This window comes from Streptomyces sp. TLI_185 (assembly GCF_003814765.1).
In the GTDB taxonomy this organism is placed as follows: Bacteria; Actinomycetota; Actinomycetes; order Streptomycetales; family Streptomycetaceae; genus Streptomyces.
The window spans coordinates 7498560-7511866 of the sequence record NZ_RKRB01000001.1; the positions used below are offsets into that span (position 1 = coordinate 7498560).

Sequence of the window (13307 nt, forward strand, 5' to 3'; positions counted from 1 at the left end):
TTCATGAGGACGTGCCCGGAGCCTAAATGGTTCATGCCTCGAAGGGAACGTGATATGTACTTCACTCCATCGAGGGATCGAACATGCATGCGACTCTGGACTAGTCTTCCCTCCAGACGAGGGTGGCGTTACAACGGCTCTACCAGGCCTCGGTACCCTCTTGACGGCGACCGAAGCCGCGCCCTTACCCATAAGGGCCCCACCTGAAATTCAGCGAGGAGCGAACCGCGTGACCGCCGAGACGTCCGTGCCGTCCACAGCGCTGCTGGCAGGAGCAGACCGGGACGGTTCCAACTACACCGCGCGGCACCTGCTCGTCCTCGAGGGGCTCGAGGCCGTGCGCAAGCGCCCGGGCATGTACATCGGGTCGACCGACAGCCGCGGTCTGATGCACTGCCTGTGGGAGATCATCGACAACTCCGTCGACGAAGCTCTCGGGAACTACTGCGACCACATCGAGGTGATCCTCCACGACGACGGCTCGGTGGAGGTCCGGGACAACGGCCGGGGCATCCCGGTCGACGTCGAGCCCAAGACCGGCCTCTCCGGTGTCGAGGTCGTCATGACCAAGCTGCACGCCGGCGGCAAGTTCGGCGGCGGCTCCTACGCCGCCTCCGGCGGTCTGCACGGTGTGGGCGCCTCCGTGGTGAACGCCCTGTCGGCCCGCCTGGATGTCGAGGTGGACCGCGGTGGCCACACCCACGCGATCAGCTTCCGCCGCGGCGTGCCGGGTGCCTTCGCGGCGAATGGCCCCGACGCCAAGTTCGAGGCCGCCAGCGGGCTGCGCAAGGCCAAGCGGATCCCCAAGACCCGCAGCGGCACGCGCGTGCGTTACTGGGCCGACCGCCAGATCTTCCTCAAGGACGCCAAGCTCTCCCTGGAGAACCTGCACCAGCGTGCCCGTCAGACGGCGTTCCTGGTGCCCGGCCTGACCATCGTCGTCCGCGACGAGTTCGGGCTCGGCGAGGGCGGCAGCAAGGGTGAGGAGTCCTTCCGCTTCGACGGCGGCATCAGCGAGTTCTGCGAGTACCTGGCGAGCGACAAGCCGGTCAACGACGTCCTCCGCTTCTCAGGCCAGGGCACCTTCAAGGAGACGGTCCCGGTCCTGGACGACCACGGCCAGATGACGCCCACCGAGGTCACCCGCGAACTCGGCGTCGACGTCGCAATGCGCTGGGGCACCGGCTACGACACGACCCTGAAGTCGTTCGTCAACATCATCGCCACCCCCAAGGGAGGCACCCACGTCGCAGGCTTCGAGCAGGCGGTCACCAAGACGATGAACGAGGTGCTGCGCGCGAAGAAGCTGCTGCGCGTCGCCGAGGACGACATCGTCAAGGACGACGCCCTCGAGGGCCTCACCGCGGTCGTCACCGTCCGCCTCGCCGAGCCCCAGTTCGAGGGCCAGACCAAGGAGGTTCTCGGCACCTCCGCGGCCCGGCGCATCGTGAACACCGTGATCTCCAAGGAACTCAAGGCGTTCCTGACCTCCACGAAGCGGGACGCCGCCGCGCAGGCCCGCGTGGTCATGGAGAAGGCCGTCGCCGCCGCCCGGACGCGCATCGCGGCCCGCCAGCACAAGGATGCCCAGCGCCGCAAGACGGCTCTGGAGTCCTCGTCGCTGCCGGCGAAGCTCGCCGACTGCCGCAGCGACGACGTGGACCGCAGCGAGCTGTTCATCGTCGAGGGGGACTCCGCGCTCGGCACCGCCAAGCTTGCGCGGAACTCCGAGTTCCAGGCGCTGCTGCCGATCCGCGGCAAGATCCTCAACGTCCAGAAGTCGTCCGTGACCGACATGCTCAAGAACGCCGAGTGCGGCGCGATCATCCAGGTCATAGGAGCCGGCTCGGGCCGGACGTTCGACATCGACGCGGCGCGCTACGGCAAGATCATCATGATGACCGACGCCGATGTGGACGGCTCGCACATCCGGACCCTGCTGCTGACGCTGTTCCACCGGTACATGCGGCCCATGGTCGAGGCGGGCCGGGTGTTCGCCGCGGTGCCGCCGCTGCACCGCATCGAGATCGTCCAGCCGAAGAAGGGCCAGGACAAGTACGTCTACACGTACTCGGACCGCGAACTGCGCGACAAGCTGCTGGAGTTCCAGAGCAAGGGCATCCGGTACAAGGACTCCATCCAGCGGTACAAGGGCCTCGGCGAGATGGACGCCGACCAGCTGGCCGAGACGACGATGGACCCGCGGCACCGAACCCTGCGCCGGATCAACCTCTCCGATCTGGACTCCGCAGAGACGGTCTTCGATCTGCTGATGGGCAACGACGTGGCACCGCGCAAGGAGTTCATCTCCAGCTCGGCCGCGACGCTGGACCGGTCGCGCATCGACGCGTAGCCGCTGCGCCCGCCTGGGCCGGGGTGGGGCCCGGCTGGGGCGGCCAGGGTGGTCGTGCGTCGCCTCCACCCGTGGGTGGAGCCTGCAGCGGTTTGCGGGTCCACCCACGATCCACCCCTGCTCCGATTTGCTGACCTGCGGATTTCCGTAGCGTCGAGGGAGTCGACAGCATTCGCTGCCGACTCCCTTCTTCGCTCACGGAGGCTCTGATGTCCGGGCTCGTCAATGCGCTGGCGATCGCGGCTGTCGTCGTTCTTGTAGTCGTGCGGCAGTTTCGCGCGCAGCAGATCGGTGCGGGCAGGCGCTGGTGGCTGCTGCCCGTGATCCTCGCCGTCGTGGCCCTGCGTGAGCCCGGCATCGTCGACGCCCACCACCGCACGGAGTCGGTCGTCCTGCTGGGCGCCGAGCTGCTCATCGGCCTTGCCACCGGCGCCGGATGGGCCTGGACGACCCGAATATGGGTGGAGCCGGACGGCACCGTGTGGAGCAAGAGCACCAAGGCGAGCGTGACTGTCTGGGTGGTCGGTATCGCCCTGCGTGTCGGCCTCTTCGCGCTCGGCGTGGCCCTCGGCGTCCATCAGGACAGCTCCGCCCTCCTTGTAGCCCTCGCGGCCACCCTCCTGGTCCGCTCCGGAACGCTGGTCTGGCGGGCGCAGTCCGTGGCTCCCACGAGCGGTGGGGGCACGGCGTACGGTGACCCCGTGGTCCGCCCGGCGCGGAAGGAGCGCGTGTGACGCAGAACGCCTGGATGCGCTGGCCCTCGCGGGAGGCGCTCGGGCGGGCAGGCACCTCACGACCTCGGCGCATGCTCGCCTGGGTCGTGAGATTGTTCGCCCTCGCCATCCTGCTGTGGGGTGCCTTCAGCAGCAGTCGAGTCCACGGCTGGGTGACGGTCGTGGGTGGCCTCGGCGTGGTCGTGGCCGGAGTACTCGCCTGGGCCCTGTACCGGACCACGTTCCAGCACAGGCTCTGGCCCTCCCTCGGCATCCTGCTGCTGCTCCTGGGACTGGCCGTCGGGGCCCAGGCCGTGGGCTTCCGGGCACCGGCCCTCGTTCTCTGGTGCGGCTGCGCCGTCACCGCGCTGGAACGGCTGCCGCTGGCGGTCGCCCTGCCGACGGCGTCCGTGGCCCTCGCGTCCTACGCCGCGGTCAACAACGACGTGTGGCTGACCACCGCGGCCACGACGGCGGGCCTGGCCCTGGCCGGTTACGTCCTGCGCCTCGACGCCGAAGCCCGGGGCAGCGCCCAGCGTCTGCTCGCCCAGGAGCGCGCCGCCCGGGCCGCGGAGGCGGAGTCGGCGGCGCTCGCGGAGCGGGCCCGCATCGCACGGGAGATCCATGACGTGCTGGCGCACAGCCTCTCGGCCCAACTCGTTCACCTCGAGGCGGCCCGGCTGCTGATCGAGCGAGGCGCCGGCCGGGAGCAGATCCTGGAGCGGGTGGTGGCGGCAAGGGGGATGGCCCGTGACGGTCTCGACGAGACGAGGCAGGCTCTCTCTGCGCTGCGCGGAGAGCTGACTCCGCTGGAGGACTTCCTCTCGCAGCTCGTCGGTACGTCGGCCGGTGCCGAGGTCACCATTACGGGTGAGCGCAGACAGCTGCCCGCAGAGGCGTCGCAGGCCGTGCGCAGGGTCGCGCAGGAAGCCCTGACGAACGTGCGCAAGCACGCGCCGGGGGCCGAGGTGCGGATGCGGCTGGACTACGGCGTCCATCAAGTGACGCTGGATGTAAGGGACTCCGGCGGTGCGCCGGGCGAACTCGCAGGGGCGGGCGCCGGGTACGGTCTGCTGGGCATGCGCGAGCGTGCCGAGCTGTTGGGCGGCTCGCTGGAGGCCGGGCCGGACGAGGAGGGGTTCGTGGTGACGCTGAAGGTGCCCGTATGACGGAAGGGGCGGAGCAGCGGCCTGCGCGCGTGGTGGTCGCGGACGACCAGACCGTGGTGCGCGAGGGCATCGTGATGCTGCTGGGCCTGCTGCCCGGGATCGAGGTCGTCGGTGCCGCGGGCGACGGGGACGAGGCGGTGCAACTCGTCGCGGAACTCGCCCCGGACGTGGTGCTGATGGACCTGCGCATGCCGCGCTGCGACGGTGTGGAGGCGACCCGGCGCATTCGCGCGGAGTACCCCGGGACGCAGGTCGTGGTGCTCACGACGTTCGCGGATGACGAGTCCTTGTTCCCGGCGTTGCGGGCTGGGGCACGGGGCTATCTCACCAAGGACGCGGGTGGGGACGAAATCGTACGGGCCGTGCACAGCGTGCTGTCCGGGGACGCCGGTCTGTCGCCGAGCATCCAACGGCGGCTGCTGGAGCGGCTGTCCGGCCCGGAGCCGCAGCCGCCGGCCGTGACCGAGGCGCCGGACGGGCTCACCGCGCGCGAGACCGAGGTGCTGCTGCTGATCGCCGAGGGCCTCAGCAACCAGGAGATCGCCCGCAAGCTGCATGTCTCCACCGCGACCGTGAAGACTCACATCAACAACCTCTTCGCCAAGACGGGTCTCAAGGACCGTGCCCAGGCGGTGCGTTACGCGTATGCAAAGGGACTCGCGCGGCCACCGACGGGATGAGTCACCTGATGGGGTGAAGAGCGCGGAGAAGAAGAGTCGGGGATCTTTCCGTTCTGTCCATCCTTGGGCATGCAGTCAAGCAACGGTCGTCCCTGCGGAAGCGGGGGTGGCGCCGATGGTTCGGCCGAGCACCGCGATCACGACTCGTCCCCCGCAGAGGCTTCGGGAGGTGCGAGGTACGACGACCCGTGGTACGACGCACTTGCCTCCGGGTGGGGCGAGTCTGACGGCGTCGGCGGTCCCGTACCCGTGCCCGAGGCCGGGCCTGGGTGCCGGGCGAGCGAGGACGAGGCGGCCGCTGCGGCCGACGTGTATCTCGAGGTGCAGCGCAGCGCGGCGTTCCAGGAGGTGCGCAGCAGATACCTCAGGTTTGTCGTGCCGGGAGTCGCTGTCTTTTTCGTCTGGTACTTGGCGTACCTCGTGACCGCCACCGCCGCGCCCGGGCTGATGGCGCATCCCGTGGCCGGCGCCATGAACGTGGCGATGCTCGCCGGGCTCGGGCAGTTCCTCAGCACCTTTCTGTTCGCGTGGGCCTACGCCCGGCATGCGCGGCTGCGCCGGGACCGGGCCGCGCTCGAACTGCGGTGGAACACACAGGAGTTGACGCGCGTAGTTCGGGGTGGTGCGTTGTGACGGGCGGTCATCAGACGCTTGCGCTGTTTCTGTTCAGCGTATTCGTCGCCATCACGCTGGCGATCACGACGTGGGTGAGCCGTAACCGGCAGGGCTCGGCGGAGGAGTTCTACGCGGGCGGACGTCTTTTCTCGCCCATGGAGAATGGTTTTGCCATCGCGGGCGACTACATGTCGGCCGCTTCCTTCCTGGGCGTCACGGGGCTCATCGCGCTGTTCGGATACGACGGCCTGCTGTACGTGGTCGGCTTCCTCGTCGCCTGGCTGCTGGTGCTCTTCCTGGTCGCCGAACTGGTGCGCAACTGCGGGCGGTTCACGCTCGCCGACGTGGTCGCGGCGCGCATGAACGAACGGCCCGTGCGGATCGCGGCGGGAACTTCCTCGGTCACCGTGTCCGTCCTGTATCTGGTGGCGCAGATGGTGGGGGCGGGCAGTCTGGTCGCGCTGCTGCTCGGGGGTACGAGCGCGGCCGCGCGGGCCTGGACGGTCATCGGTGTCGGCGCGCTCATGGTGATCTATGTGTCGCTGGGAGGGATGCGGGCCACCACCTGGATCCAGATCGTCAAGGCGGTGCTGCTGCTCGCGGGTACGGTCGCGTTGACCGTGCTCGTCCTGCTGCGGTTCCACGGCGACTTCGACCGGCTGCTGCTGACGGCGGCCGCGCGCAGTGGTCACGGCGATGCTTTCCTGGCCCCGGGGCTGAAGTACGGCGGGGACTGGACCGCCCGCCTCGATTTCATCAGCCTGGGGCTCGCTCTGGTACTGGGCACGGCAGGGCTGCCGCACATCCTGTCCCGCTTCTACACCGTGCCCACCGCCCGGGCGGCGCGGTGCTCGGCACTCTGGTCGATCGGGCTGATCGGCGGCTTCTACCTGATGACGATCATCCTCGGCTTCGGGGCGGCAGCGATCGTGGGGCCGGATGCCGTACGCGGGTCGAACGCGGCCGGGAACACGGCCGTCCCGCTCCTGGCGCTCGCCCTGGGCGGTGGTGCGAACTCCACCGCAGGAACGGTTCTCTTCGCGGTCGTCGCCGCCGTCGCCTTCGCCACCATCCTCGCGGTGGTCGCCGGAATCACGCTCGCCTCCTCGGCGTCCGTGGCCCACGACCTGTATGCGTCACTGCGGCGCAGCCGTGCCGAGACGCGCAGCGAAGTGGCTGTGGCGCGCGTCGCCTCGGTCGGTATCGGCGTGGTCGCGATCGCCCTCGGCCTGCTGGCCCGTGACCTCAATGTCGCCTTCCTGGTGGGCCTCGCCTTCGCAGTCGCCGCGTCCGCGAACCTCCCCGTGCTGCTCTACTCGCTGTTCTGGCGCGGCTTCACCACGCGCGGTGCCGTGTGGGCCGTATACGGCGGGCTGGTCCCCGCACTCGCCCTCGTGGTGCTGTCGCCAGTGGTCTCGGGCAGTCCGGAATCGCTGTTCCCAGCCGTCGACTTCCAGTACTTCCCGCTCCAGAACCCCGGCCTCGTGTCGATCCCGATGGGCTTCCTCGCGGGCTGGCTCGGCACGGTCACCTCCGACGAGGTCCCCGACGAGGCCAAGCACGCGGAGACCGAGGTGCGGGCGCTGACAGGGGCGGGGGCCGCGTAGGGAGCGCCGCCCTCACCGTCGTAGGGCGCAGGCCTCATCGTCGCCGTGCGCCTGTCGCACAGCCGTACGGGACACAGCGCAGACTTCGGGCTACGGCGCCACCCACGCGTACAGGTGTTCAGGGCGCCCCGTGTCGCCGTACTTGAGGGAGAGGCGGAGGCGGCCGGCCTGTTCGAGGTGGCGGAGGTAACGCTGGGCGGTGGAGCGGCTCAGGCCGGTCTCCGCGGCCACCTCGTGGGCCGAGAGCGGGTGCTCGGCGTGGTGCAGGACCCGGCAGATCAGATCGGTCGTCGGTTCCGAGTGGCCGCTGGGCAGGCCTGGTGACGACGGCGCCGGCGTAGTGCGCAGGGCGCCGAAGATCCGGTCCACCTGCTCCTGGCCCGCGATGCCGCGGCCGCCGACCCGGTCGACGGTGCGGCGCAGCGCGGCGTACGAGTCGAGGCGGGTGCGCAGGGCGGCGAAGGTGAACGGCTTGACCAGATAGTGCAGCGCGCCGAGGCGCATCGCGGCCTGCACGGTCGCCACGTCACTGGCCGCGGTGATCATGATGACGTCCGTGCCGAGGCCCTGTTCCCGCATGCGGTGGACGAGTTCGAGGCCTGTCTGGTCGGGCAGGTAGTGGTCGAGCAGGACCAGGTCGATGGCCCCGCGCTGCACGCTGGCCAGCGCCTGGGCAGCGCTGTGTGCGCGGGCGGCGACCCGGAAGCCGGGAACCTTTCCCACGTACTTGGCGTTGATCTCGGCAACGCGGAAGTCGTCGTCCACGACCAGGACGTCAATCATCGGGCCTCTTTCTGTCAAGGCCTGGCGAGCGTTAAGCCCGTGTTTCGGCTCCGCTGTTGTAGCGCGCGCAAAACGAGCACAACAGGCTGTTGCAAGCAAAAGAACGGCATGCGCTCACAAGGCTGCTGCTGTGGCCCGGGCCACATCTACCGTCCCCGGCCATGAGCGCAGACACCAGCCCCGCCATCCAGCTACGGGGCGCGAGCAAGATCTTCAGGACCCCGTCGGGGGGTCTGCACACGGCCGTCAGGGAACTGGACCTCACGGTCGGGCGCGGCGAGTTCGTGGCGGTCGTCGGCCCCACGGGCTGCGGCAAGTCGACCACGTTGACCCTGGTCAGCGGGTTGGAGGAGCCCAGCGAGGGCGAGGTGCTGGTCGCCGGAGAGCCGGTTCGCGGCGTCGGCGACAAGGTCGGTTTCGTCTTCCAGCAGGACGCCACCTTCCCCTGGCGCACCGTGCTGTCGAACGTCATGGCCGGCCCGCGTTTTCGCGGTGTGCCCAAGTCGGAGGCGAAGGAGAAGGCGCGCGAGTGGCTGGCCCGGGTCGGGCTCGCCGCCTTCGAGGACCGCTACCCGCACCAGCTTTCCGGCGGCCAGCGCAAGCGCGTCGCGCTCGCCGCGACCTTCGTCAACGACCCCGAAATCCTGCTGATGGACGAGCCCTTCTCGGCGCTCGACGTGCAGACCAGGGCGCTGATGTCGGACGAGCTGCTCGAACTGTGGGAGGGCACCGGGGCCTCCGTGGTCTTCGTCACACACGACCTGGAGGAGTCCATCGCGCTGGCCGACAAGGTCGTCGTCATGACGGCCGGCCCGGCCACTGTGAAGCAGGTCTACGACATCGACCTGCCGCGGCCGCGCAAGGTCGAGTCGGTGCGTCTGGAGCCGCGGTTCATCGAGATCTACCGCGAGATCTGGGAGTCCCTCGGCGAAGAGGTCCGGATCACCCGTGAGAGGGGTGCCGCCAATGTCGCCTGATGTCATGCCCGAGGCGCAGGTCGCACCGACCGTGAGCGAGCCCGGCAGCAGGACGAGCCGTACGCACTCACGCGCGCGTGCCGCCCGCAGACGCAAGATCGTTGTCACGGTCACCCGCGTACTGCTCCTGGTCGCCGTCCTTGGCCTGTGGGAGGCGCTCTCCCGCTCGAAGATCATCGATCCGTTCAACTTCTCGATGCCCTCGAAGATCTGGGACCAGATCTGGACCTGGGTGATGCACGGAACGGCGCAGGGGTCCCTGGGGGAGCAGATCTGGTACACGCTCTACGAGGCACTGCTCGGCTGGGTGCTCGGTGTGGCCGCCGGTGTGGTCCTCGGGATTGCGCTGGGGCGGATCACCTTTCTCGCCGATGTCCTTGGTCCATACATCAAGGTGCTCAACTCGATGCCGAGGATCATCCTCGCTCCGATCTTCCTGATCTGGTTCGGCCTCGGCCCGGCCTCCAAAGTCGCCTCTGCCGTCGTCCTCGTCTTCTTCCCGGTCTTCTTCAACGCCTTCCAGGGCGCCCGCGAGGTGGACCGGAACCTGGTCGCCAACGCCCGCATCCTGGGCGCCAGCGACCGTCGGGTGACCCTTCAGGTCGTCATCCCGTCGGCCACTTCGTGGATCTTCACCAGCCTCCACGTCAGCTTCGGTTTCGCGCTCATCGGCGCCATCGTCGGCGAATACATCGGTGCCACCAAGGGCATCGGCCTGCTCGTCTCGCAGTCCCAGAACACCTTCAACCCGGCCGGTGTGTACGCCGCCATGGTCATCCTCGCCGTCGTCGCGCTGGCGGCCGAGGGACTGCTCACCTTCGTCGAGCACCGCGTCTTCCGCTGGAAGCCGACGAACTCCTAGCACCGGCCGCCCTCTTGGGTCCGCTTTCCCTCCCCGCACCGCCACTCTCACAAGGACGTGAACCCTCATGCGCAAGTCCGCCAGATACACCACCCTGGCCACCGTCGGCCTGCTCGCCCTTTCCTCCCTCACCGCCTGTGCCAACGACGCGGCCAGCACCACCTCCACCAGCAAGGGCGACGGCAAGGGGACGAAGGTCAAGATCATGGTCGGCGGCCTCGACAAGGTCATCTACCTGCCCGCCATGCTCTCCCAGCGGCTCGGCTACTTCGACGCCGAGGGCCTCGACGTGGAGCTGCTGAGCGAGCCCGCCGGTGTGCAGGCCGAGACCGCGCTCGTCTCCGGTCAGGTCCAGGGGGCTGTCGGCTTCTACGACCACACCCTCGACCTGCAGACCAAGGACAAGGCCGTGGAGTCCGTGGTGCAGTTCTCGCACGCGCCCGGCGAGGTGGAGATCGTCTCCAGCAAGGCGGCGGGCGACATCAAGTCACCCAAGGACTTCAAGGGCAAGAAGCTCGGCATCACCAGTCTCGGCTCGTCGACCGACTTCCTCACCAAGTACCTTGCCGTCAAGAACGGGGTGAACGTCAGCGACTTCACGCCGGTCGCGGTCGGAGCGGGACCGACCTTCATCGCGGCGCTCCAGAAGGGTGCCATCGACGGCGGCATGACGACCGACCCGACCGTCGCCACCGTCCTGGACAAGAAGGCGGGCAAGGTTCTGCTCGACATGCGCACCCCTGAGGGCTCCCAGGAGGCGCTCGGCGGCCCGTACCCGTCATCAAGCCTGTACATGCAGACGGACTGGGTCAACAGTCACAAGGACACCGTCCAGAAGTTGGCCAATGCATTCGTCAAGACGCTCAAGTGGATGTCCACCCACAGCGCGACGCAGATCGCCGACAAGATGCCCGCCGACTACTCGCAGGGCAACAAGATGCTGTACGCGGCAGCCATCGAGAGCACGCTGCCGATGTTCACCAAGGACGGCGTCATGCCCAAGGCCGGCCCCGAGACCGTCGAGAAGGTCCTCAAGGCGTTCAACCCCAACATCAAGAACGCCAAGATCGATCTGAGCAAGACGTTCACCACCGAGTTCGTGGAGAAGGCCGCGGGCTGAATCCGTATGTAGGGAAGGGGCACGGCCCCTTCCCCCGCCCCCACCGGCCGTGCCCTCAGGCGCGGGTCGCCCACACGTAACGGTGTTCAGGGCGGCCCGCGTCGCCGTATTTCAGGGTGAGCCGGGCCCGTCCCGTGCGCTCCAGGAGCTTCAGGTAGCGCTGGGCGGTCTGGCGGCTCACGCCGGTCCGGTCGGCGATCTCCTGGGCCGACAGCGGGCCTTCGGCGCTCATCAGGGACTGACGTACGAGCTCCGCGGTGGTGGGGGAGTGGCCCTTGGGCAGCCCCGGCTCCGAAGAGGCCGACAGGGCGCCGAAGATGCGGTCCACCTCTGCCTGCTCCGCCTCACCGCCGCCGTCGAGCGTGCGGCGCAGCTCCGCATACGCCTCGAGCTTGGCGCGCAGGCCCGCGAAGGCGAACGGCTTGACCAGGTACTGCAGCGCGCCGTGCCGCATCGCGGCCTGCACGGTCGACACGTCACGAGCCGCCGTCACCATGATCACGTCGGTCTGGTGGCCGCGCCGTCGCATCTCCTGGACGACCGCAAGACCCGTCTCGTCAGGCAGGTAGTGATCCATGAGGACCAGGTCCAGACGGGGCAGCGTCTCCAGCTGACTGAGGGCCTCAGCGGCGCTGTGCGCCTCGCCGGCGACGTGGAAGCCCGGCACCTTCTCGACGTAGGCGGCGTTGACGCGCGCGACCCTCATGTCGTCGTCCACGACCAGGACCTCGATCATCGCGACTCCTCCCTCACGGTCGTGTCCGTGGTGGCGGTCAGGGCGGGCTCCGGTGCCGGCTCGGTCAGTGCTTCCGGCAGGACGACGGTGAACTCCGCCCCGCCACCGTCCGCTTCACCCACCGTCGCGCTGCCGCCCTGCCGCTCCGCGAGCCTGCGCACCATGGACAGGCCGATGCCGCGCTTGCGGTGTGCGGGCGGCTCCTTCGTGGACCACCCGTCAGTGAAGATCAACTCGTGTTGTTCCGCCGGGATTCCGGGACCGGTGTCGCGCACCCTGAGGACGGCGGTACGCCCTTCGGCTCGCAATTCGACCTCCACGCGCGCGTGGAGGGTGCCCGCGACCGCGTCGAGCGCGTTGTCCACCAGGTTCCCGACGATCGTGACGAGCCCCCTGGGGTCGATCAACCGGTCCGGAAGCCGCGTCCGGTCCGAGACCCACAGGGCGACACCGCGCTCGGCTGCGACCGTCGCCTTGCCGACCAGGAGAGCGGCGATCAGCGGGTCCTGGATCTTCTCGGTGACCTGTTCCGCCGTGACCCGGTGGTCGCCGACCACCTCGCCGACGAACTCCACGGCGTCGTCGTACATCTCCAGTTCGAGCAGCCCCAGGAGCGTGTGCATACGGTTGGCGTGCTCGTGGTCCTGGGCGCGCAGGGCGTCGATCAGGCCGCGCGTCGAGTCGAGTTCCCGGCCGAGCTGCTCCAGTTCGGTGCGGTCGCGCAGGGTGGCCACGGCGCCGCCGTCGTCGGTCGGCATGCGGTTGGCGACCAGGACGCGCTGACCACGAACGGTGAGCAGGTCGGTGCCCGTCACCCGGCCGGCCAGGATGTCGGCCGTACGCCCTTCCCCGAGCGCCTCGTCGGGGGGCCGGCCGACGGCGTCTGCCTCGATGCTCAGCAGCCGGTGTGCCTCGTCGTTGAGGAGGCGTATCCGGCCGGCCCGGTCCAGGGCGACGACGCCCTCCCGGATGCCGTGCAGCATCGCCTCGCGCTCCGCGAGCAGCGCCGATATGTCGGAGAAGGCAAGGTCGCGGGTCTGCCGCTGGACCCGCCGCGAGATCAGCCAGGCGGCCAGTGCACCGACCGCCAGTGCGCCGCCGGCGTAGGCGAGCAGCCCAGGGATCGCGCCGATGAGGTCGGCCCGCACGCTGTCGTACTTGATCCCGACGGAGACCGCACCGATGATCTTGCCGTTGGAGTCCCGCAGCGGCACCTTGCCGCGGGCCGAGCGGCCCAGGGTGCCGCTGTCGATTTCCATGACCTCTTTGCCGGCCAGGGCGTCGCGGGGGCTGGTGGAGACAATGTGGCCTATCTCCGACGCCGTGGGGTGCGACCAGCGCACCTTCTTCCGGTTCAGCACCACGATGTACTCGGCGTGTGTGGCCCGCCGGATCCGCTCGGCCTCCTTCTGCACCGGGCCGTTCCTGGTCGGCGGGGTGTGCAGGACCCCCTCGGCGATCTGCGGGTTCTGCGCCGTGGTCTCGGCGATGGCCAGCGCCCGGCGCATCGCCTCCTGGTCGAGCTGCTTGCTCAACGGTGCCAGGAACAACCCGGTCGCGAGCACCGCGACTCCCGCGGCGATCGCCACCTGCATCAGCAGCACCTGCGAGAACACCCGCTTCGGCAGACCGAGGCGCAGACGGCGTGCGGGGGGAGTGGGGCTCATACCCACGACGGTACGTGGACGTGCC

12 protein-coding genes are annotated in these 13307 nt (G+C 69.2%); 9 read left to right on the top strand and 3 right to left on the bottom strand.

Annotation, left to right across the window (positions count from 1 at the left end):
- Positions 1–229 precede the first annotated feature (229 nt).
- The 6 genes from EDD92_RS34635 to EDD92_RS34660 all read left to right on the top strand — a co-directional run bounded on the left by EDD92_RS34635 (position 230) and on the right by EDD92_RS34660 (position 7137).
- A complete protein-coding gene (locus tag EDD92_RS34635; protein WP_123967936.1) occupies positions 230–2353 on the top strand; it encodes a type IIA DNA topoisomerase subunit B in 2124 nt (707 codons plus the stop codon).
- Between the two features lie 209 nt (positions 2354–2562).
- Positions 2563–3087 carry a DUF1453 family protein gene (locus EDD92_RS34640; RefSeq protein WP_123967937.1) on the top strand — a complete coding sequence of 175 codons (525 nt, stop codon included), beginning with the start codon at positions 2563–2565 and terminating at the stop codon, positions 3085–3087.
- The gene (locus EDD92_RS34645) at positions 3084–4235 is read left to right on the top strand and encodes a sensor histidine kinase (RefSeq protein ID WP_123967938.1); all 1152 of its coding nucleotides are present in this window, start codon (positions 3084–3086) and stop codon (positions 4233–4235) included. Before EDD92_RS34640 ends, EDD92_RS34645 begins: the two co-directional genes overlap by 4 nt.
- Positions 4232–4915: a response regulator transcription factor gene (locus tag EDD92_RS34650; protein ID WP_123967939.1), complete on the top strand. Its 684-nt coding sequence runs from the start codon at positions 4232–4234 to the stop codon at positions 4913–4915. The genes EDD92_RS34645 and EDD92_RS34650 overlap by 4 nt, the downstream gene beginning before the upstream one ends.
- Positions 4916–4984: 69 nt before the next feature.
- The gene (locus EDD92_RS34655; protein ID WP_123967940.1) at positions 4985–5548 is read left to right on the top strand and encodes a DUF485 domain-containing protein; all 564 of its coding nucleotides are present in this window, start codon (positions 4985–4987) and stop codon (positions 5546–5548) included.
- On the top strand, positions 5545–7137 hold the full coding sequence (locus EDD92_RS34660; protein ID WP_123967941.1) for a cation acetate symporter: 1593 nt from the start codon (positions 5545–5547) through the stop codon (positions 7135–7137). Before EDD92_RS34655 ends, EDD92_RS34660 begins: the two co-directional genes overlap by 4 nt.
- Positions 7138–7227: 90 nt before the next feature.
- On the opposite strand, the gene EDD92_RS34665 is transcribed toward EDD92_RS34660, so the two are convergent.
- Positions 7228–7920, bottom strand: a complete 693-nt coding sequence (locus tag EDD92_RS34665) for a response regulator (protein WP_030939537.1) — start codon at positions 7918–7920, stop codon at positions 7228–7230.
- 161 nt (positions 7921–8081) lie between these two features.
- Between EDD92_RS34665 and EDD92_RS34670 the strand changes: the two genes are divergently transcribed.
- From EDD92_RS34670 to EDD92_RS34680, 3 genes are all read left to right on the top strand, one after another.
- Positions 8082–8897 carry an ABC transporter ATP-binding protein gene (locus tag EDD92_RS34670; protein WP_123967942.1) on the top strand — a complete coding sequence of 272 codons (816 nt, stop codon included), beginning with the start codon at positions 8082–8084 and terminating at the stop codon, positions 8895–8897.
- Complete coding sequence (locus EDD92_RS34675) at positions 8887–9759, top strand: ABC transporter permease (protein ID WP_123967943.1); 873 nt, start codon at positions 8887–8889, stop codon at positions 9757–9759. Before EDD92_RS34670 ends, EDD92_RS34675 begins: the two co-directional genes overlap by 11 nt.
- A 67-nt stretch (positions 9760–9826) precedes the next feature.
- A complete protein-coding gene (locus EDD92_RS34680; protein WP_123967944.1) occupies positions 9827–10879 on the top strand; it encodes an ABC transporter substrate-binding protein in 1053 nt (350 codons plus the stop codon).
- Between the two features lie 55 nt (positions 10880–10934).
- Here EDD92_RS34680 and EDD92_RS34685 read toward each other — a convergent pair whose 3' ends face one another.
- Positions 10935–11615: a response regulator gene (locus EDD92_RS34685; protein ID WP_123967945.1), complete on the bottom strand. Its 681-nt coding sequence runs from the start codon at positions 11613–11615 to the stop codon at positions 10935–10937.
- Positions 11612–13282, bottom strand: coding sequence for a sensor histidine kinase (locus EDD92_RS34690; RefSeq protein WP_123967946.1), 1671 nt, complete (start codon positions 13280–13282; stop codon positions 11612–11614). The genes EDD92_RS34685 and EDD92_RS34690 overlap by 4 nt, the downstream gene beginning before the upstream one ends.
- Between the last annotated feature and the right edge of the window lie 25 nt (positions 13283–13307).

Bases quoted from the DNA above. Each gene is read 5' to 3' on its own strand.
- EDD92_RS34640 (WP_123967937.1), top strand. From the start codon at position 2,563: ATGTCCGGGCTCGTCAATGCGCTGGCGATCGCGGCTGTCGTCGTTCTT.
- EDD92_RS34650 (WP_123967939.1), top strand. From the start codon at position 4,232: ATGACGGAAGGGGCGGAGCAGCGGCCTGCGCGCGTGGTGGTCGCGGAC.
- EDD92_RS34655 (WP_123967940.1), top strand. From the start codon at position 4,985: ATGCAGTCAAGCAACGGTCGTCCCTGCGGAAGCGGGGGTGGCGCCGAT.
- EDD92_RS34665 (WP_030939537.1), bottom strand. From the start codon at position 7,920: ATGATTGACGTCCTGGTCGTGGACGACGACTTCCGCGTTGCCGAGATC.
- EDD92_RS34670 (WP_123967942.1), top strand. From the start codon at position 8,082: ATGAGCGCAGACACCAGCCCCGCCATCCAGCTACGGGGCGCGAGCAAG.
- EDD92_RS34675 (WP_123967943.1), top strand. From the start codon at position 8,887: ATGTCGCCTGATGTCATGCCCGAGGCGCAGGTCGCACCGACCGTGAGC.
- EDD92_RS34680 (WP_123967944.1), top strand. From the start codon at position 9,827: ATGCGCAAGTCCGCCAGATACACCACCCTGGCCACCGTCGGCCTGCTC.
- EDD92_RS34685 (WP_123967945.1), bottom strand. From the start codon at position 11,615: ATGATCGAGGTCCTGGTCGTGGACGACGACATGAGGGTCGCGCGCGTC.
- EDD92_RS34690 (WP_123967946.1), bottom strand. From the start codon at position 13,282: ATGAGCCCCACTCCCCCCGCACGCCGTCTGCGCCTCGGTCTGCCGAAG.